We start from the raw sequence: 18903 nt of genomic DNA on the forward strand, positions 1-18903 counted from the left end.
TCGGGGAAACCGTCCGACGGACCCGAGGAGCAGCGGCAGATGAGGATCACCGGCGCAGTCCTGGAGGAGATCGGCCGGCCGCGGCCGTTCGCCGAGTCGAAGCCGATCAGCGTGTCCGAACTCGAGCTCGATCCGCCGGGACCGACCGAGCTCCTGGTACGGATCGAGGCGGCCGGGGTGTGTCACTCCGATCTGAGCGTCGTGGACGGCAACCGGGTTCGTCCGGTGCCGATGCTGCTCGGACACGAGGCGGCCGGACGGATCGTCGAGGTCGGTTCGGCCGTCGACGACTTCCGGGTGGGGCAGCGGGTGGTCATGTCGTTCCTGCCGCGGTGCGAGGCGTGCGACAACTGCGCCGAGGACGGCCGGTTGCCCTGCACCGCCGGGTCCGCCGCCAACAACGCCGGCGAACTCCTGCACGGCGGCCGGCGCCTGCACCGCGACGGTCACCCGGTGCACCACCATCTCGGGGTCTCGGGTTTCGCGACGCACGCGGTGATCGACCGCGCGTCGGCCGTCGCGGTCGACGACGACGTGCCGCCCGACGTCGCCGCGGTGCTCGGCTGTGCCGTGCTCACCGGTGGGGGTGCCGTCCTCAATGCGGCCCGGCCGCGGCCGCAGGACAGCATCGCGATCGTCGGCCTCGGTGGGGTCGGCATGGCCGCTCTCCTGACGGCCGTCGCGCAGGGGATCTCGCGCATCGTCGCGATCGACACTCTCGACGACAAGCTCGCCCGCGCCCGTGAACTGGGGGCGCACGAGACCTACACCCCGGGCGAGGCGCTCGAGCGGGGCGTCGCAGCCCGGTACGTCGTCGAATGTGCCGGCAGCGCACGCGCGTTCGAAACCGCGTTCGCCCTCACGGCACCCGGCGGCACGACCGTGACGGTCGGCCTGCCCGCCCCGACGGCGACGGCCGTGATCTCCCCGTTGACGGTGACCGCGGAGGCCCGCACGATCGTCGGCAGCTACCTGGGCTCGGCCGTGCCGCGCCGCGACATCCCCGAGTACGCGCGCCTGTGGCGCGAGGGCCGGCTGCCGGTGGAGGAACTGATCTCCTCCCGGATCCCCCTCTCGCGCATCAACGAGGCCATGGACCAGCTCGCCGACGGCCTGGCCGTACGTCAGGTCGTCGTGTTCGACGACTGAGCGCCGGACGTCGGCCGGGACCAAGGTCCCGGACCGGATATCTTGTGGGAAACTGCTTTTCCGGACGTCCGGGGCGGACGGGGACGAGGTGCCCGCGCGTCCCGGCCGCTCGGTCCCCCGCTCGGCGCCGGACTGCTCCGACCGATGGGCGCATGCGACGGGAGTCTTCGGACCCTTTTCTCCCGGCCCTCGGTCCCTCCGGCCGTGCCGGAGTCGAGGTGCGTTTCCCGTCCCGCCGGTGCGCGGCGGGTGCCCGGACCGCTCGCGAACGCGAGTATCCACAGCTGTGGAAAAACCTGTTGATCAGTGATTTTCGACCCGGCCGACGACGACCCCGGCGCCCGCGACGGCTCCGTCCGTCCGGAGCAGCGGGCGGTGCCCGGCGCACCAGGGCGAGTCCGCGCCGCGCCGTGGACGTGCTCCACGTCTCATTGCCGATGTCGATGCGGCGGTGCAAGAGTCAGCGCGCCGACGGTCGGCGGCTCCACTCGGACGTCTGCGCCGCCGGTCGAGCGGGCGGCCGCGAATCCGCCCGCTCGCGGCAGCAGGTCGGAACTCGATGCCCCGCCGGGAGGCGGGCCCGAAGGCAGGAGTCGTGGTCATGGTCGATGTCGCGCCGATACTGAGGACGCCGGACGCGCACCGGCCGTATCCTCCGACCCACCGCCCGAAAGGCTCGAGGATCCTCACGGTCGTCACCTCCACCGACCACAAGGTGATCGGTGTGATGTACATCGTGGCGGCCTTCGCGTGGTTCCTCGTCGGCGGGCTCATGGCGCTGCTCATCCGGGGTGAGCTCGCCGTGCCCGGCCTGCAGTTCCTGTCGAACGAGCAGTACAACCAGCTCTTCACCATGCACGGCACGATCATGCTGCTGCTCTATGCGACGCCGGTGTTCTTCGGTTTCGCCAATTATCTTCTGCCCCTGCAGATCGGGGCACCGGACGTGGCCTTCCCCCGGCTGAACGCGGTGGGCTTCTGGCTCTACGTCTTCGGCGGCCTCATGGCCGCGGCCGGCTTCCTCACCCCCGGGGGCGCCGCGGACTTCGGCTGGACGGCGTATGTGCCGCTGACGAATTCGCTGCATTCGCCCGGCGTCGGCGCGGACCTGTGGATCCTCGGCCTCACCGTCGGCGGCCTGGGCACGATCCTCGGCGCGGTCAATCTCATCACCACCATCGTGTGCCTGCGCGCCCCCGGCATGACCATGTTCCGGATGCCGATCTTCACCTGGAACACCTTCATCGCCTCGCTGCTGATCCTGCTGATCTTCCCGCTGCTGGCGGCGGCGCTGATCGCCCTGTTCGTCGACCGGCAGTTCGGCGCTCACATCTTCGATCCCGGCACGGGCGGTGTCATGCTGTGGCAGCACCTGTTCTGGTTCTTCGGTCATCCCGAGGTATACGTGCTGGCGCTGCCGTTCTTCGGCATCGTCTCGGAGATCTTCCCGGTCTTCTCCCGCAAGCCGATCTTCGGCTACACCGGCCTGGTCTACGCGACCCTGGCGATCGCGGCGCTCTCCATCGCGGTGTGGGCGCACCACATGTACGCCACCGGCGCCGTGCTGCTGCCGTACTTCTCCTTCATGACGTTCCTGATCGCGGTGCCCACCGGCGTGAAGTTCTTCAACTGGATCGGCACCATGTGGAAGGGGCAGCTGACGTTCGAGTCGCCGATGCTGTTCTCGGTCGGGTTCATCGTCACCTTCCTGTTCGGCGGCCTGTCCGGCGTCATCCTCGCCAGCCCGCCGCTCGACTTCCAGCTGCACGAGTCGTATTTCGTCGTGGCGCATTTCCATTACGTGCTCTTCGGGACGATCGCCTTCGCCACCTACGCCGGCGTCTACTTCTGGTTCCCGAAGATGACCGGGCGCATGCTCGACGAGCGCCTCGCCAAGTGGCACTTCTGGCTGACCTTCGTCGGCTTCCACACCACGTTCCTGGTGCAGCACTGGGTGGGCAACGAGGGCATGCCGCGCCGCTACGCCGACTACCTGCCGTCGGACGGGTTCACCACCTTGAACATCGTCTCGACCGTCGGTGCCTTCGTCCTCGGCGCCTCGACGCTGCCGTTCCTGTGGAACGTGTTCAAGAGCTACCGGTACGGGCAGGTCGTCACGGTCGACGACCCGTGGGGCTACGGCAACTCCCTCGAGTGGGCGACGAGCTGCCCGCCGCCGCGGCACAACTTCACCGAGCTGCCGCGCATCCGCTCCGAGCGGCCCGCGTTCGAGCTGCACTACCCGCACATGAGCGAGAAGATGCGCGCCGAGGCGCACGTGGGCTGGGGTTCGCACGCCCAGACCGCTCGCACGCTCGAGGGGACGCACTGACATGACGGACGGACGACGGTTCCGCCGGTACGCGACGCTCGGGGAGACCCGTACCCGGCCCGACCCGACGGCCCTGCTGATCGCGATGCTGGTGCTGGCGGTGCTGCTCGCGTCCCCGTGGTGGCTGTCACCGGTCCCGGCCGTGCTGCTCATCGTCGCGGCCGCCGCCGGCACGGTCTCGGTCGGCGCCACGAGCCGCAGAACCATCGTGCCGACCCGCTGGTCGTAGCGGCACGGTCGGTCACCCGGACCTGCCGGCCGGGCCCCGACGGTTCCCGGCGGTCCGGCTACCCTCGATGCCATGGGCAGGCAGCGGGAGCGTCGGGCCGCGGCGGGGTCCGGCCGCGGCCCGGCCGAGGGCATCCACGACATCGACACCGGCACCTGTGAACTGGTCAAGGATCGGTACCGGCCCGACGGCTGGGTGCTCGAGGTCAACGGGGTGCCCAGCTCCCACATCGATCTCACCGATCCCACGCTGCTCGAGTTCGAGTACATGCGGTGGATCGCTCACCTGCTCGAATCGCAACGGCCGCACGACGAACGGCTGCGGGTGCTGCACCTCGGTGGTGGGGCCTGCACGATGGCCCGTTATCTCGCCGCCACCTACCCGAACGCACGGCAGGTGGTGGTCGAGATCGACGGGCGCCTGGCCGAACTCGTCCGGGACTGGTTCGACCTGCCCCGCGCCCCGCTGTTGCGGATTCGGGTGGGGGAGGGCCGGGCGGTCCTGGCCTCCCTGACCGACGCGACCCGTGACGTGATCGTCCGCGACGTCTTCGCGGTGAACCGCACGCCCGTCGCGCTGACCACCGTCGAGTTCACCCGCCACGCCCGCCGGGTCCTCGACGCGGGCGGCGTCTACGTCGTCAACTGCGGTGACACCCGCGATCTGACCACCGCCCGGCGGGAGGCAGCCACCATCGGCAGCGTCTTCGAGCACACCGCGATCATCGCCGATCCCGCGATGCTCAAGGGCCGGCGCTACGGCAACATCGTCATCGCCGGCAGCGACGCCCCGCTCGGCGAGTCACCGGCACTCGCCCGCGAACTGCTCGGCGGCGGCGTGCCCGCCCAGGTGTGGACCGACGCGCAGGTCCGCCGGTTCGCCGCCGACGCCCGCGTCCTGCTCGACGCCGAGTGCCGCCCGGGTGGCGAGGTCGCGGCCGGCTGACGTCGTCACCCGGACCGGCCCGCGGTCCAGGCGAGCAGGTCCTCGACGGGCCAGGCGTTGACCACGTCCTCGGGTTCCACCCCGCGTTCGGCGGCACGCTCACAGCCGTACCCGATCCAGTCCAGCTGACCGGGCGCGTGCGCGTCGGTGTCGATCGCGAAGCGGCAGCCGAGATTCAGCGCCAGGTCGATCAGCCGCTCCGGCGGGTCCTGCCGCTCGGGGCGGGCGTTGATTTCCACCGCCGTGCCGTGATCGCGGCACGCCGAGAACACCGACTCGGCGTCGAAGCGCGACTCCGGGCGGGTACCGCGACCGCCCTGCACCAGCCGGCCCGTGCAGTGCCCGAGCACGTCGACGTGCGGATTCTGCACCGCCTTCAACATCCGCTTCGTCATGACCGACCGGTCGGCCCGCAGATTCGAGTGCACGCTCGCCACCACGACGTCGAGTTCGGCCAACAGTCCCTCGTCCTGGTCCAGGGTGCCGTCGTCGAGGATGTCCACCTCGATCCCCGTGAGAATGCGGAAGGGGATGCCGCTGTCGGCGAAGACCCGGTCGAGATCGGCGACGACTCCCAACTGGTTGCGCAGCCGCTCGGCGGTGAGACCGTTGGCCACCTTCAGCCGGGGTGAGTGGTCGGTCAGCGCGCAGTACCGGCGTCCGAGCGCCGCGGCGGTCCGCATCGTCTCGGCGATCGAGCTGCCGCCGTCCGACCAGTCCGAGTGCACGTGGAGATCGCCCTGCAGGGCCTCGAGCAGGCCCGCGCCGCCCCGGCCGATCGGCTCGGCCTCCTCACGCAGTTGCCGCAGGTACGCGGGCACGCCGTCGAAGGCTTCGCGGATCACGGTGGCGGTCTTCGGCCCGACGCCGGACAGAGCCGTCCAACTGTCCGCCCGGCGCCGCGCGGCGCGCTGGTCCGGGTCGAGCCGGGCGACGACGTCGGCGGCGTGACGGTACGCCTTCACGCGGTAGCTCTCGGCGCGGTCGCGTTCGAGCCAGAACGCGACCTCCCGCAGGGCGTCCACCGGGTCCATGCGTCCATTCTCGCCGCGGCGGTCCGTAGCGTGGGGCGCATGCGCACAAATGCGAGGTGGCGACGGACGCTGACCGGAACCGCGATCGGGGTGGCCGGGGGGACGCTGGTGCTGGCCGGCGTCGCGGCCCGGGTCGCGACGCCCGCGGCCGGGCGGTTGTACACCGTCGCCGATGCGCCGGCCGCGCCGGTGGTGATCGTGCCGGGTGCCCGCGTCCGGAACGGATGGCCCATGGCGATGCTGCGCGGACGCCTCGACGTGGCTGTCGCGCTGCTCGCGGACGGCCGCGCCCGCCGCGTGCTCGTCTCGGGCGACGCAGGAGGCCGCTCCGGGGACGAGATCGCGGCGATGACCGACTATCTGGTGGCACACGGCGTGGGGCGGGAAGTGATCGCCACCGACCCGTACGGGCTCGACACGTACGACACCTGTCTGCGCGCCGCGCAGGTCTACGGGGTGCGGACGGCGGTGATCGCCACCCAGGGATTCCATCTGCCGCGGGCCGTCGCGCTGGGGCGGCGGGCGGGGATCGACCTGGCCGGGGTGATCGCGGAGTGCGACTGCCGGCTGCGCACCCGGGTGCGCAACGTGCTGCGTGAGTATGTGCTCTCTCGTCCGAAAGCGCTTGTGGAGATGCATTTTCCGCGCCCTCCGCGGGTGACGGTGGGCGTGGGCGGCGCATCGGCCGGGATCCTCGCCTAGGGTCGTCGCATGCGACCTTCAGCCCTGATCACCGGTGGCAGCCGCGGCGTCGGCGCCGCCATCGCCCGGGAACTCGCCCCCAGTCACGACCTGCTGCTCGGCGGCCGCCGCGCGGAGTCGCTCCGGGCGATCTGCGCGGAGCTCCCGCAGGCGGCACCGTGGCCGGTCGACCTGCTCGACCACGCGGCGGTGGCCGCGGCCTGCTCCGGCATCGACCGGTTGGACGTGCTGGTGCACAGCGCGGGGCTCGCCGAACTCGGGACGATCGCCGACGGCGGAATCGCGCAGTGGCGGGAGATGTTCGAGGCGAACGTGGTGGCGGTGGTGGAACTGACGCGGCTGCTCCTGCCGGCGCTGCGGGCCGCGAACGGCCATGTCGTGCTGCTCAATTCGGGGGCCGGCCTGAACGCGAGGGCCGGCTGGGGCGCATACGCCGCCAGCAAGTTCGCGTTGCGGGCCTTCGCCGACGTCCTGCGGCAGGAGGAGCCGGCGCTGCGGGTGACGTCGGTGCATCCGGGCCGGATCGACACCGACATGCAGCGTGCGATCGTGGCGAGCGAGGGCCGGACCTACGAACCGGAGCGCTTCCTGAAGGCCTCGACCGTGGCACTGGCGGTGGGGCAGGCCGTTCGGACCCCCGTCGACGCGCACCCGACCGAGATCGTGCTGCGGCCCCGGTAGCCGTCGGCGCCGGACACGACAGCACCGTCGGAACGGCAGCACCGTCGGAACGGCAGCGCCGCCGGCGTCAGAACGGCAGTGGGATCACGACCGGCGCCCCGTTCGGCAGCTGGATGCGGATCTGGGGTGGCGGCGGCGGTGGGGCCGGCGCCGGTACCGGTGCCGGGGGAAGCGGCTCCGGCGCAGGCGGCGGTGGGGGAGGCGGCGGTGGCGGCGGCGGGGGAGGCGGTGGCGGCGGCGGGGGAGGCGGTGGCGGTGGCGGTGGCGGCACCGGAGCCCGCGGCGCGGGCGCCGCGATCTCCGCCTCCGGCGCCGGCGGCGCGGGTGACGGTTCCGGTGCGGGCGGCGGTACCGGGTCGGCGGCCCCGGGCGCCGGCTGCTTGGGACCGGCGCCGATGGGCACCGCCAGCAGATTCCCGGTGGTGACGTCGACGACGGTCAGTTCGCCGACCGGCGCCGCTCCCGGCTGCACGACGAACAACCGTTCCTCGTCGAGGCCGGACCAGCGTTCTCCTTCGATCTCCTGACCCGAGGACAGAACGGGGGAGATCAGGGGACTTCCCGGCGCACACCGCACGCGAGGCACACCGCGGTCGTCGACCAGAACGACGGTTCCGGTCTCGAGGACCGACTGCACGGGCACCGCGCGTCCCCCGCGGTACTCGTGATCGGTGACCCGGGTGTCCGCCCGCAGCAGCACCGGTGTCAGGGTGCGCAGGTATGCGCGGGCGTCGGCGATGTCGAACACGTCGAGCCAGGCTGCCTGCTTGACCGGGTCCTGCTCGAGCGTGCCGGCGAGCCGCTCCCGGTCGCACAGCTCACGTTCGAGGCTGCCGCCGTAGAGGCCGGTCCGGTCTCCGGACACCGTCACCGGACCTCCGTCGGGCACGGGGAGCTCGGCCTGCGGCGCCGGTGGAACGGCGACCGGCACCTGATCCGGCAGGAGCAGGCCGCTCCATGGATGCTCGCCCCGCGATGTCGCCAGGTCCAGGCGAACCAGCTCGGTTCGCGACGGACCGTCCGTGGAGCATCCCCCCACGGCGAGCGCAGTCAGCGCGAGTACCATCCCGAATCCGCGCGCAGCGGTGCCGGCGGCCACCCGCCCATGGTAGGCGCAACCCCTCCGCGCCTCGGGTGGTTTCGGTCGGCTTCAGCCGTCGGACGTCAGGCGGACGCGAGCGATCCGGTGGCCGTCCAGTTCGCTCACGGTGAGGCGGTGACCGTCGAGGGTGATGCTGTCGCCGAGTCGTGGCAGGCGCTGGAGGTGGTGCACCATGCACCCCGCGACGGTCTCGTAGGGGCCCTTCGGCAGCCCGATCCCGGTGTCGCGTTCGAAGTCCTCGACGATCAGCAGACCGTCCACCTGCTGCGTGCCGGCCTGCGCCGGCGCGGACGGGGACGCGGCCTGCCCAGTCGGTTCGAACTCGTCGCCGATCTCGCCGACGATCTCCTCGACGATGTCCTCGAGCGTCGCGATCCCGGCGGTGCCGCCGTACTCGTCGACGACGAGGGCGATCTGGTCGTTGGTGCGTCGCATCAGCGACAGTGTCGCGAGCGCCGGCTTGGAGGCGGGCAGCGCGAGGATGGGACGGCACACGTCCGCGACGGTCGGGGCGGTCGCCGGATCGGCGAGCAGCAGGTCGCGAAGGTGCACGAAGCCCACGACGTCGTCGAGCGACGTGCCGACGACGGGATACCGGCTGTGCGCGCCTGCCAGGGCCTGTTCGCGCGCCGCCGGGAGCGGGGTGTCGGCGGGCAGGAAGTCGACCTCGGTGCGCGGACGCATCACCTCGAGCAACGATCGCTGCCCGGCGTCGAACACCTCGGCGAGCACCGTGCGCTCGTCCTCCGGCACCGCCGAATGGCTGAGCAGCAGATCGCGCAACTCCTCGTGGGTGATCTCCTCGCTCCGGCGCGCCGGGTCGGCTCCCAGCAGCCGGACGAGCCCGTCCGTGGAGACCGACAACAACCAGATCACCGGTCGCATCAGGGTGGCGAAACGGTCCAGGGTCGGTGCGGTCAGCAACGACACCCCGGTGGACCGTTGCAGGGCGATGCGCTTGGGAACGAGTTCCCCGAGGACCAGGGAGAGGTAGGCGATCACCAGGGTGGTGCCGGTCAAGGCGACGGCGCTCGCCGCTGCGGCGGGCAGCCCCCACGACTCGAGCGCCGGGACGAGGTCGGGGGCGATGGCGGAGGCACCGTAGGCGGCGGAGAAGAACCCGGCCACGGTGACGCCGATCTGCACCGCGGACAGGAAGCGGTTGGGATTCTGCGCCAGCTCGGCCGTCCGCCGCCCCCGCCGGCCCCGCTCCTCGAGCGCACGGATCTGGCTCTCACGCAGCGACACCAGCGCCAGCTCGGTGCCGGCGAAGACGCCGCCGATCAGGACGAACACCAGAACCAGGAGGATGTCGGCGAGCGCGGTCATGGCGGCCACCCTGGACCGTGGGCCATGTCGTGTCACCTCATCGGGAGGACGCGGGATACGACTTCCAGTCTAGGAGAGCCCCGGCTGTTCGGGCACCGGCCGCACCTCAGGACGGATGTTCCACGTGAAACAGTTCAGGAGGCGGGGACGGTCTGCATGTCCTCCTGGCTCCAGTAGGCCTTCATGCCGGTGATCCGGGCGTCGTCGTCGAACGTCATGACGTCGATGACCTCCATGACGAGGTCCTGTTCGCCGAGATGGGTGGTCAATCGGAAGAGGAAGGCGGCGTTGCCGCCGGCGATCTTCAGGCTGAGCAGTTCCCCGGTCTGGGTGAGAGGCTCGATCATCGAGTAGAACTCGCGCAGGGACGCCTCGGTGGTGCGCACCTCGGTGCCCACCGGGTCCTCGACCGTGGCTCCGGGAGCGTAGAGGGCGAGCACCTCGTCCGTGGTCCCTTTGGCGACCGACCTGATGTAGGACTCGACGGTGGCGCGGATCGCGGCGGGAGTGGGAGCCATGCGGAAAACCTCCGTTGCTAGAACGCGTTCTAGCAACGGAGGTTAGCAGCGCACGCCGGGACTGGGAATGCCCGGCGGTACCGCCGCCTCGCGGGCACCCGTCCGCAGCCGGCTCAGACGCCCGCCTCGGCGGTCGGCAGCAGCCGTTCGAGGACGTCGGCGAGGGTGATCAACCCGACCACCTGTCCGTTGTCGGTGACGGTGGCCAGGTGGTTGCGGGTCTCGCGCATGGTGCGCAGCGCCTCGTACACCGGCACCGTCGCCTCGAGGGTCAGCGCCGGGCGCATCAGCTCGGCGGCGGTGATCCCCGCCGCGGCGTGCAGGCTGTCGCGCACGTGCACCACCCCGTCGATGTGCCCGTTGCCGCGCACGAGCAGACGCAGGTGCCCGGTGCGCCGGGCGGTGTCCTGGATCTGCGCGGCGTCCGCGTCGGGCCGGACACTGCTCGGCCGGGCGTTGGGACGGACGATGTCGCCGACGGTCAGCGCCTCGAGTTCGAGGGCGCTGGTCAGGTGCCCGTGGTAGCGCTCGTCGAGAGTGCCCACGGTGGCCGAGTGCTCGACCAGGTGCCGCAACGCGTCCGGGTCCTGGCCGGTGCCGACCTGGTCGACCGGGACGACCCCGACCCGCCGCAGGCACCAGTTGGCCAGGTGGTTGAGCTGCACGATGACCGGGCGGGTGACCCACATGAACGCCCGCATCGGGATCGCGAGCATGGTCGCCGACTTCTCCGGGTGCGCGATCGCCCAGGACTTCGGAGCCATCTCGCCGACCACCAGGTGCAGGAACGTCACGATGATCAGCGCCAGGACGAACCCCGCGACGTCCGCCAGCCACAGCGGCGCACCCCAGTTCTCGAAGGCCGGGGTGAGCCAATGGTGCACGGCGGGCTTGGTCACCGCGCCGAGGGCCAGGGTGCACACGGTGATGCCGAGCTGGGACCCGGCGAGCAGAACCGACAGTTCCGACGCGCTGCGCAACGCCGCGCGGGCCGAGCGGCTGTGCGGGGCGGCGTCCTCGAGGCGGTGCCGGCGCGCGGCGATGAGCGCGAACTCGACCGCGACGAAGAAGGCACTCGCCGCGATCAGGCCGACCGTCACGGCGAGCACGATCCAGGGGTTACTCATCGTCGCTCACCTCGTGATCGGTCCGTACGGTCACCAGCACCGACGCCGGCACGTGCCGGTCGATCCCACGGACCTCCGCGATCAGCGTCCGCGTCGGGGGCGAGTTCACGTGCGCCAGCTCCGCCGGATCGGGCTCGAGTGGGATCGCGACGGTGTCGCCGACAGTGGGCAGGCCGCCGAATTCGGCGATGACCAGCCCGGCGAGGGTCTCGTAGTCCCCCTCGGGCAGTTCGTGGCCCAGGGTGCGGGCGACCTCGTCGAGGTGCACGTCGCCGCGGATCACCCAGCCCTCACCCTGGCGGGTGATCACCTGCGTCTCGACGGCGGTGTCGTGTTCGTCGGCGATCTCCCCGACGAGTTCCTCGGCCATGTCCTCGACGGTGACGACGCCGGCGAAGCCGCCGTACTCGTCGACCACCAGCGCCATCTCCTCGTGCCCCTCGGTGAGCCGGGCCAGCACGTCCGGCAGCGGCAGGGTGGTGGGCACGATCACCGCGGGCCGGCACACCGTCCCGGCCGTGCCCGCCGCGGTGTCACGCGCGAGCAGATCGTGCAGGTGCACGACCCCGCGCAGATCGTCGGCGGACGCACCGACCACCGGGTACCGGGTGTGCCCCGCGCTCATCTTCGCGAGCACCTGCGTGATCGGTTCCCCGGCCCGGACGTAGTCCACCCGGGCCCGCGGAATCATGGCGTGCTCGGCGGTGCGGGTCGGGAAGTCCAGGATCCGGTCGAGCAGCGTCGACAACTCCTTGGGCAGCTCGCCGGCCTCCCGGGATTCGGCCACGATGTGCTCGAGGTCGCGGACGGTGGCCGAGTGCTCCACGTCGTGCACCGGTTCGATCCGCAACGCGCGCAGCAGCAGGTTCGACGAGGCGTCGAACAACTTGATCAGCCAGCCGAACAGCCTCAGATACAGCGTGGTCGACAGCGCCAGCCAGCGGGCGACCGGCTCGGGCCGGGCGATCGCCAGGTTCTTCGGGAACAGCTCACCGAACACCATCTGCACCACGGTCGAGAACAGCACCGCCAGCACCGTGCCGACCGCCACCCCGACCGCGGTGGGGATCCCGACGCCGCCGAGGAGTTCGCCGAGGCCGCTGCCGATGAGCGGTTCGGCGACGTAGCCGACGAGCAGGCCGGTGACCGTGATGCCCAGCTGAGCGCCGGAGAGCATGAACGAGGTGCGGCGGGTGACCGACAGGGCGCGGGCGGCTGCGGTGTCACCGGCTTCGGCACGCGCCTTCAGCCGGGACCGGTCCACCGCCATGTAGGCGAACTCCTGGGCCACGAAATAGCCGGTCAGGGCCGTGATGGCCAGGACCACGAGGATGCCGAGTGCGATACCGAGGACTGTCAGCACGGTCGGCTCCGGGGGGCGGTGACGGACGGGCCGTCACTCTGGGGCGGGGAGGGTCTTCGAGGTTTGCGCTTGGCGCGTCTCATGGCTCTCTCTGCGATAGACGACGACTTCCTGTCACAGAATACGACGAACCGGGCCGCGGACGAGTTCCCGCCTGCCGCGCCGACCCGGTCACAGCGGCCGGGCCGGAACCCGACACCCGGCGCGGATACCACGCCGGAGCGGTCGGCAGTGCTTGGCTGTCCTGGCACACGGCCACACCCCGAGGAGCCTCGATGAACGAGACCACCACCTTCCCCCTGCCGGGGCATGCCGGCACCCTGGCCGCCCGGTGCTGGGTCCACGACCACCCCCGGTACGTCGTGCTGCTGTGCCACGGCTACGGCGAGCACGCCGGACGCTACGAATACGTGGCCACCCGGCTGGTCGCCGACGGTGCGGTGGTCTACGCCGTCGACCACACAGGGCACGGGCTCAGCGAGGGCGAACGCGTCCTGATCGAGGACTTCGAGCGGGTCGTCGACGACTTCCGCCTGCTCGACGCCACGGCCCGCAGCGATCATCCCGGCCTGCCGGTGGTGCTCGTCGGGCACTCGATGGGCGGGATGATCGCCGCCCGGTACGCGCAGCGCTACGGCTCCGAACTCGCCGCGGTGGTCCTGTCCGGCCCGGTGCTGGGCCGCTGGCCCGCGCTCGAAGCGATGCTCGCGGCAGAGCAGATCCCGGACGCCCCCATCGACCCCGCGACGCTGTCGCGGGACCCGGAGGTGGGCCGTGCGTACGTGGACGACCCGCTCGTGTGGCACGGTCCCTTCAAGCGCCCCACCGTCGAGGCGCTGCAACACTGCCTCGACACGATCACCGCCGCGGGCACCGTCGGCGACGTGCCCGTGCTGTGGCTCCACGGCGAGGACGACGGGCTCGTCCCCCTCGGGGGCAGCCGCGAGGGCTGGGCGACGTTCGCCGGCCCGCAGTCGACGTCGAAGGTCTACCCCGGGGCGCGGCACGAGATCTTCAACGAGACCAACCGCGACGAGGTTCTCGACGACGTCGTCGATTTCGTCCACTCACGGATCGCGGCGGGCGGCCGATGAGCACCCGGTCGCGGGCGCCGGCACGTCAGCGCTCGTCCGGCGCCGGTTGCCGGGACGGCGGCCGGGACGTCGCGGAAGGCGGCCGGGCCGCCGGGGACGGCCGCCGCTCGCCGGACGGGTGAGGGCGGTCGGCGGCCCGCTCCGGCGCGACCGGGTCGCCGTCAGGATTCGCCGGCGTGCGCGCGCAGCTCGAGCGCGACGAAGGACTGCACCATCGCCGTGAACACCGCTTCCGCGACAGCGGGGTCTGCTCCCCGCGCGGCCGCCGCCTCGGCCGCGCGCCGGATCACGAGCAGGGCCCGGTCGGGCGCCGCGACCTCCGCCGCGGTGGACTTCAGTTCGGCTGCGCGGCGCACCAGAGCCTCACGCTCACAGAGCAATTCGACCAGTTTCGCGTCGAGTCCGTCGATAGCGGCACGGACGGCCGCGAGGTCGGGAAGAGACCGCTCGGTATCGGGTGCGTTCATGCGCGCATTGTGGCATGCCACGCGGTGCGCTCCCGAGAACGGACCGGTCGACTACCTGACCACGTTCACCATCTTGCCCGGTACGACGATCACCTTCCGGGGTGCCGCGCCCTCGAGGAGGGCGGCGATCTTCTCGTCCGCGAGGGCGGCCGCCTCGATCGCTTCCCGCGCCGCGTCGGCCGGCACGGTGATGCGGCTGCGCACCTTGCCGTTGACCTGGATCGGGTACTCGACCGTGTCCTCGACGAGCCACTTCTCGTCCGCGACGGGGAACGGGCCGTGCGCGAGCGACTCGGTGTGCCCGAGCCGCGACCACAGTTCCTCGGCGAGGTGCGGGGCGACGGGCGCCAGCATGAGCACGAGCGGTTCCACCGCCGTCCGCGGCGCCCCGTCCGGGTACGCCTTGGTGAGGTGGTTGGTGTACTCGATCAGCTTGGCGATGGCAGTGTTGTCGCGCAGGCCCGCGTAGTCGTCGGACACGCCCGCGATCGCCTTGTTGAGGGCACGCCGCGTCTCGTCGGTCGGCTCGGCGTCGGTGACCCGCAGCGTGCCGGCCTCCTCGTCGATCGCGGCCCGCCACACCCGCTGCAGGAACCGCTGCGCACCGACGACGTCCTTGGTCGCCCACGGCCGGGACTGGTCCAGCGGGCCCATCGACATCTCGTACACCCGCAGCGTGTCGGCGCCGTAGTCGTCGCAGATCTGGTCCGGCCCGACGGAGTTCTTCAGGGACTTGCCCATCTTGCCGTACTCGCGGTGCACCTCCTCGCCCCGGTAGAGGAACTTCCCGGCGCGCTCCTCGACCTCCTCGGCCGGCACGTACACGCCACGCGAATCGGTGTAGGCGTACGCCTGGATGTAGCCCTGGTTGAACAGGCGCCGGTACGGCTCGGACGAGGTGACGTAGCCGAGGTCGAACAGCACCTTGTGCCAGAACCGCGCGTACAGCAGGTGCAGCACGGCGTGCTCGACACCGCCGACGTACAGGTCGACCCCGCCGGGGTCGTGCGGGCCGTGGATCTGCGGACGCGGACCGGTCCAGTACGCCTCGTTCTCCTTGGCGCAGAACTCGTCGCTGTTCGTCGGGTCGATGTAGCGGAGCTGGTACCACGAGCTGCCGGCCCACTGCGGCATCACGTTGGTGTCGCGGGTGTAGTGCTGCAGCCCGTCACCGAGGTCGAGCTCGACGTTCACCCACTCCTCGGCCTTGGCCAGCGGCGGCGACGGCTCCGAACTCGCGTCCTCGGGATCGAACGACACCGGCGCGTAGTCCTCGACGTCCGGAAGTTCCACCGGCAGAGCCGACTCCGGCAGGGCGTGCGGGTTGCCGTCGGCGTCGTAGACGATGGGGAACGGCTCGCCCCAGTACCGCTGCCGCGCGAACAGCCAGTCCCGCAGCTTGTACTGGATGGTGCCGGTGCCCGCGCCGGACTCCTCGAGCCTCGCGATGATCGCCTTCTTCGCGTCGGCGACGCTCAGCCCGTTCAGCTCGCCGGAATTCACGAGCGTTCCGTCGCCGGTGTACGCCTCCTGCGAGATATCACCGCCCGCAATCACTTCCACGATCGGCAGGCCGAACGCGGTGGCGAACTCCCAGTCGCGCTGATCGTGACCGGGCACGGCCATGATCGCGCCCGTGCCGTACCCGGTGAGCACGTAGTCCGCGATGAACACCGGCAGCGACTGCCCGTTCACCGGGTTGACGGCGTAGGCGCCGACGAAGACGCCGGTCTTCTCCTTGCTCTCCTGCCGCTCGAGATCCGACTTCGCGGCGATCGACGCCCGGTAAGCGGCGACGGCCTCGGCCGGGGTGGCGGCGCCACCGGTCCAGCGCTCGTCGACCCCCTCCGGCCACGCACCGGCGACGATCTCGTCGACGAGCGCGTGCTCGGGCGCCAGCGTGACGTAGGTGGCACCGAACAGGGTGTCGGGGCGGGTGGTGAACACCTCGATGTCGCGGCCGGTCTCCGCATCGCCGGCGCCCCGCACCGCGAACTTCACCTGCGCTCCGTGCGAGCGCCCGATCCAGTTGCGCTGCATGGTCTTGACCTTCTCGGGCCAGTCCAGGTACTCGAGGTCGTCGATGAGACGGTCGGAGTAGGCGGTGATCCGCATCATCCACTGCTGCAGGTGCTTGCGGAACACCGGGAAGTTGCCGCGCTCGGAGCGGCCGTCGGCGGTGACCTCCTCGTTGGCCAGCACCGTGCCCAGACCCGGGCACCAGTTGACGAGGGAATCCGAGCGGTACACCAGCCGGTACTCGTCGAGGGCGGCGAGCCGCTCGGCCTTCGACAGCGACGCCCAGTCGCGTCCGTCCGCGAGCGTGCGGGCGCCGGCGTCGAGTTCGGCGGCGAGCTCGTCGATGCGGCGCGCCCGGTTCTGCTCCGGGTCGTACCAGGCGTTGTAGATCGTCAGGAAGATCCACTGGGTCCAGTGGTAGAAGTCGACGTCCGTCGTGGCGACCGAGCGCCGCTCGTCGTGGCCCAGCCCCAGCCGGCGCAGCTGCCGCTGCATGTTCTCGATGTTGGCCTCGGTCGTGGTGCGCGGGTGCGTGCCGGTCTGCACCGCGTACTGCTCGGCCGGCAGTCCGAACGCGTCGTAGCCGAGCGTGTGCAGGACGTTGTGCCCCAGCATGCGGTGGTACCGGGCGTAGACGTCGGTGGCGATGTAGCCGAGCGGATGCCCGACGTGCAGGCCGGACCCCGACGGGTAGGGGAACATGTCCTGCACGAACAGCTTGTCCTCGGGGACGTCGCCGGCGAGCGGGCCGACCGGATTCGGCGCGTTGAACGTGCCACGCTCGCGCCACTGATCCTGCCACCGCTGCTCGATCCGGCCGGCGAGATCGGCGGTGTATCGGTGCTGCGGGGTGGCGTCGGACGACGAGGTGGAGGGCTGCACAGGACGAGTCACGGTGGTCGCTATCTACTTGGCTGACGTCGGTTACCTCCGACCAGGGTAGAGCGTGGCCTGCCCCGGCCCGACCAGCGGCTGCGTCTCCCACGTATCCTCGAGGGGTGTTGATCGTCGCCCTCGTACTGTTCGTGCTCGCTCTCGTCGTCGCCGGGGTCGCCGTCGCGGGTCTGACCGGACGGCTGCCGCGCAACCGGTGGGCGGGTGTGCGTACCGCGGAGGCCCTGCGCGACGAGGAGACGTTCGCCCTGGCCAACAAGGTCGCGGCTCCCAGTCAGCTCGGTGCGGCGGGCCTGCTCGTCCTCGGCGGCGTGGGCGCGCTCACGCTCGACACGGTCCCGGGCCTGATCGCCGTCGTGGGTGCCGGTATCGCCGCCTTCTTCACCGCCGGTGTCGGCGGTTCCATCGGTGCCCGCGTCGCGGCAGCCAGCGCTCCGGCCGAGACCGCCGGCTGCGGCACGTCGTGCGGGGCGTGCAGCCTGCGCGGCGCCTGCGAGCCGACCGCCTGAGCGAACCCCCACCGCCCGGGCGCAGCGGCGGGCGCGACGTCACCGCCCGAGCGCAGCGGCGGGCGCATTGTCACCGCCCGAGCGCAGCGGCGGGCGCATTGTCACCGCCCGAGCGCAGCGGCGGGCGCATTGTCACCGCCCGAGCGCAGCGGCGGGCGCGACGTCACCGCCCGAGCGCAGCGGCGGGCGCATTGTCACCGCCCGAGCGCAGGAATCTGCGGGAGGGTTCCCGAGCGCGCGTTCGGACGCGATACTGACAGGGTGACCCCGGCACTGGCCGGCGCCCGATTGAGGTCCACGATCCGCGATGCGGCCGCCGCGGCGACGGACTCGACCGAGTTCCGGGAGGTCGTCCTGGACGCGATCCGCGCCCGGGTGCCCTACGACGGTGTCTGCCTGGCCACCATCGATCCCGCCGTGCTGATCCCCACCGCGCTGACGACTCGCGGTTACGAGACACCGCGGGTGTACGCGACGGCCCTGGAACTCGAGTACGGTCCCGATCCGGAGCCGAGCCGCTTCGGCTCGCTGGTGGGGCGGGCGGTCCCCATCCGCACCCTCCGGGAGGTGACGGGCGACCATGTGACGAGCAGCCGCCACTACGCCGACCTGCTCGCGCCGAGCGGCCTGCACGACGAAGTCCGCATGCTCTTCCGCGGTCGCGACGGCGCGTGCTGGGGCGCGTGCACGATGGCCAGGCGGCCGGGTTCTGAGTTCGCCGACGAGGAACTCGACACTCTGGGCGCTGTCCTCGTCGACATCGGGGAAGGGTTGCGCACCACGTTGTTCCGTAGCAGCGCGCATGTCCCGGCCCCGGGCCCGGACGGCCCGGCGGTGGCGATCGTCGGACCCGACGACGAGTTCGAGTCGGTCACCGCTTCCGCCCTCGAGTACTTCGAACGACTCGGCTGGGGCCCGCGCGGCAATCCCGAGACCGGTGCGCCCGCGGTGTCTGCAGCATTGTGGCTGCGGCGCTCGGGGGCGGATGCCACCGTCCTGCGGGCCCGTACCCTCGACGGGGAATGGCTCGTGATCCGCGTCGGACGATTCGACAGCGAGCATCCGCCCCGGCGGGTGCTGATGACCGTGGAACGGGCGCAGCTACCCGAGATCGTCACCCTGGTGGCGGCGGCACACGGACTGACGCGGCGTGAATCCGAGGTTCTCGCCTTGCTTCTCGCCGGCAAGACCCGTCACGAGATCGCCCGCTCGCTGGGCATCAGCCCGTACACCGTGCAGGACCATCTGAAGGCGGTGTTCGCCAAGACCGGCGTCAACAGCCGCGCGACCCTGGTCGCCAAGCTCGCACAAACCGAGTACGTGCCCCGTCTGGGCACCCCCGTCGGCGCCGACGGCTTCTTCGAGCAGCCGCAGCAGCCGGACCCGGTGAACTGAAGCCGGCGCCTCGG

General features: G+C 71.4%; 17 protein-coding genes. 9 read left to right on the forward strand and 8 right to left on the reverse strand.

Annotated elements, in window-relative coordinates; genetic code table 11:
* The first annotated feature begins 39 nt into the window (after positions 1 to 39).
* The 4 genes from ACWPQI_RS24605 to ACWPQI_RS24620 all read left to right on the forward strand — a co-directional run bounded on the left by ACWPQI_RS24605 (position 40) and on the right by ACWPQI_RS24620 (position 4655).
* Positions 40 to 1149 (forward strand): alcohol dehydrogenase catalytic domain-containing protein, encoded by a 1110-nt coding sequence (locus ACWPQI_RS24605; RefSeq protein ID WP_017681903.1) that lies wholly within the window; start codon positions 40 to 42, stop codon positions 1147 to 1149.
* 601 nt (positions 1150 to 1750) lie between these two features.
* Positions 1751 to 3481 (forward strand): aa3-type cytochrome oxidase subunit I, encoded by a 1731-nt coding sequence (gene ctaD / locus ACWPQI_RS24610; protein WP_048771649.1) that lies wholly within the window; start codon positions 1751 to 1753, stop codon positions 3479 to 3481.
* A gap of 1 nt (position 3482) precedes the next feature.
* The gene (locus ACWPQI_RS24615; protein WP_059175081.1) at positions 3483 to 3710 is read left to right on the forward strand and encodes a hypothetical protein; all 228 of its coding nucleotides are present in this window, start codon (positions 3483 to 3485) and stop codon (positions 3708 to 3710) included.
* A 72-nt stretch (positions 3711 to 3782) separates the two neighbouring features.
* Positions 3783 to 4655 carry a spermidine synthase gene (locus ACWPQI_RS24620; protein WP_010595390.1) on the forward strand — a complete coding sequence of 291 codons (873 nt, stop codon included), beginning with the start codon at positions 3783 to 3785 and terminating at the stop codon, positions 4653 to 4655.
* Positions 4656 to 4660: 5 nt separating this feature from the next.
* Here ACWPQI_RS24620 and ACWPQI_RS24625 read toward each other — a convergent pair whose 3' ends face one another.
* Positions 4661 to 5689 (reverse strand): PHP domain-containing protein, encoded by a 1029-nt coding sequence (locus ACWPQI_RS24625; RefSeq protein ID WP_119700231.1) that lies wholly within the window; start codon positions 5687 to 5689, stop codon positions 4661 to 4663.
* Positions 5690 to 5728: 39 nt separating this feature from the next.
* Here ACWPQI_RS24625 and ACWPQI_RS24630 point away from each other — a divergent pair, with 39 nt between their 5' ends.
* Together ACWPQI_RS24630 and ACWPQI_RS24635 are read left to right on the forward strand one after the other, a co-directional pair.
* Entirely contained in the window at positions 5729 to 6391 is a 663-nt protein-coding gene (locus ACWPQI_RS24630) for a SanA/YdcF family protein (protein ID WP_225223001.1), read from the forward strand.
* A gap of 9 nt (positions 6392 to 6400) precedes the next feature.
* The gene (locus ACWPQI_RS24635) at positions 6401 to 7072 is read left to right on the forward strand and encodes an SDR family oxidoreductase (RefSeq protein WP_010595393.1); all 672 of its coding nucleotides are present in this window, start codon (positions 6401 to 6403) and stop codon (positions 7070 to 7072) included.
* A gap of 67 nt (positions 7073 to 7139) precedes the next feature.
* Here the strand turns inward: ACWPQI_RS24635 and ACWPQI_RS24640 are convergent, their stop codons facing one another.
* The 5 genes from ACWPQI_RS24640 to ACWPQI_RS24660 all read right to left on the reverse strand — a co-directional run bounded on the left by ACWPQI_RS24640 (position 7140) and on the right by ACWPQI_RS24660 (position 12511).
* A complete protein-coding gene (locus ACWPQI_RS24640) occupies positions 7140 to 7943 on the reverse strand; it encodes a DUF6777 domain-containing protein (RefSeq protein WP_237211207.1) in 804 nt (267 codons plus the stop codon).
* Positions 7944 to 8222: 279 nt separating this feature from the next.
* Positions 8223 to 9503, reverse strand: coding sequence for a hemolysin family protein (locus ACWPQI_RS24645; RefSeq protein ID WP_119700352.1), 1281 nt, complete (start codon positions 9501 to 9503; stop codon positions 8223 to 8225).
* A gap of 134 nt (positions 9504 to 9637) precedes the next feature.
* Positions 9638 to 10021, reverse strand: coding sequence for a nuclear transport factor 2 family protein (locus tag ACWPQI_RS24650; RefSeq protein ID WP_017681048.1), 384 nt, complete (start codon positions 10019 to 10021; stop codon positions 9638 to 9640).
* A gap of 113 nt (positions 10022 to 10134) precedes the next feature.
* Entirely contained in the window at positions 10135 to 11148 is a 1014-nt protein-coding gene (locus tag ACWPQI_RS24655; RefSeq protein ID WP_026137839.1) for a hemolysin family protein, read from the reverse strand.
* Positions 11141 to 12511, reverse strand: coding sequence for a hemolysin family protein (locus tag ACWPQI_RS24660; RefSeq protein ID WP_017681046.1), 1371 nt, complete (start codon positions 12509 to 12511; stop codon positions 11141 to 11143). The genes ACWPQI_RS24655 and ACWPQI_RS24660 overlap by 8 nt, the downstream gene beginning before the upstream one ends.
* Before the next feature lie 275 nt (positions 12512 to 12786).
* Here ACWPQI_RS24660 and ACWPQI_RS24665 point away from each other — a divergent pair, with 275 nt between their 5' ends.
* Positions 12787 to 13605 carry an alpha/beta hydrolase gene (locus tag ACWPQI_RS24665; protein ID WP_010595399.1) on the forward strand — a complete coding sequence of 273 codons (819 nt, stop codon included), beginning with the start codon at positions 12787 to 12789 and terminating at the stop codon, positions 13603 to 13605.
* 161 nt (positions 13606 to 13766) lie between these two features.
* Here the strand turns inward: ACWPQI_RS24665 and ACWPQI_RS24670 are convergent, their stop codons facing one another.
* Positions 13767 to 14072 carry a chorismate mutase gene (locus tag ACWPQI_RS24670; RefSeq protein WP_010595400.1) on the reverse strand — a complete coding sequence of 102 codons (306 nt, stop codon included), beginning with the start codon at positions 14070 to 14072 and terminating at the stop codon, positions 13767 to 13769.
* A gap of 51 nt (positions 14073 to 14123) precedes the next feature.
* Positions 14124 to 16985, reverse strand: coding sequence for a leucine--tRNA ligase (leuS, locus tag ACWPQI_RS24675; RefSeq protein WP_040273061.1), 2862 nt, complete (start codon positions 16983 to 16985; stop codon positions 14124 to 14126).
* A gap of 104 nt (positions 16986 to 17089) precedes the next feature.
* Between leuS and ACWPQI_RS24680 the strand changes: the two genes are divergently transcribed.
* On the forward strand, positions 17090 to 17494 hold the full coding sequence (locus ACWPQI_RS24680) for an SdpI family protein (RefSeq protein ID WP_010595402.1): 405 nt from the start codon (positions 17090 to 17092) through the stop codon (positions 17492 to 17494).
* A 261-nt stretch (positions 17495 to 17755) separates the two neighbouring features.
* Positions 17756 to 18889: a response regulator transcription factor gene (locus ACWPQI_RS24685; protein WP_119700235.1), complete on the forward strand. Its 1134-nt coding sequence runs from the start codon at positions 17756 to 17758 to the stop codon at positions 18887 to 18889.
* Positions 18890 to 18903: the final 14 nt, after the last annotated feature.

This window comes from Rhodococcus sp. LMD (assembly GCF_056108245.1).

Coding starts and splice junctions, on each gene's coding strand:
- ACWPQI_RS24655 (WP_026137839.1), bottom strand. CDS start 11,148: ATGAGTAACCCCTGGATCGTGCTCGCCGTGACGGTCGGCCTGATCGCG.
- ACWPQI_RS24650 (WP_017681048.1), bottom strand. CDS start 10,021: ATGGCTCCCACTCCCGCCGCGATCCGCGCCACCGTCGAGTCCTACATC.
- ACWPQI_RS24665 (WP_010595399.1), top strand. CDS start 12,787: ATGAACGAGACCACCACCTTCCCCCTGCCGGGGCATGCCGGCACCCTG.
- ACWPQI_RS24625 (WP_119700231.1), bottom strand. CDS start 5,689: ATGGACCCGGTGGACGCCCTGCGGGAGGTCGCGTTCTGGCTCGAACGC.
- ACWPQI_RS24605 (WP_017681903.1), top strand. CDS start 40: ATGAGGATCACCGGCGCAGTCCTGGAGGAGATCGGCCGGCCGCGGCCG.
- ACWPQI_RS24635 (WP_010595393.1), top strand. CDS start 6,401: ATGCGACCTTCAGCCCTGATCACCGGTGGCAGCCGCGGCGTCGGCGCC.
- ACWPQI_RS24670 (WP_010595400.1), bottom strand. CDS start 14,072: ATGAACGCACCCGATACCGAGCGGTCTCTTCCCGACCTCGCGGCCGTC.
- ACWPQI_RS24620 (WP_010595390.1), top strand. CDS start 3,783: ATGGGCAGGCAGCGGGAGCGTCGGGCCGCGGCGGGGTCCGGCCGCGGC.
- ACWPQI_RS24615 (WP_059175081.1), top strand. CDS start 3,483: ATGACGGACGGACGACGGTTCCGCCGGTACGCGACGCTCGGGGAGACC.
- ctaD (WP_048771649.1), top strand. CDS start 1,751: ATGGTCGATGTCGCGCCGATACTGAGGACGCCGGACGCGCACCGGCCG.
- ACWPQI_RS24645 (WP_119700352.1), bottom strand. CDS start 9,503: ATGACCGCGCTCGCCGACATCCTCCTGGTTCTGGTGTTCGTCCTGATC.
- ACWPQI_RS24630 (WP_225223001.1), top strand. CDS start 5,729: ATGCGCACAAATGCGAGGTGGCGACGGACGCTGACCGGAACCGCGATC.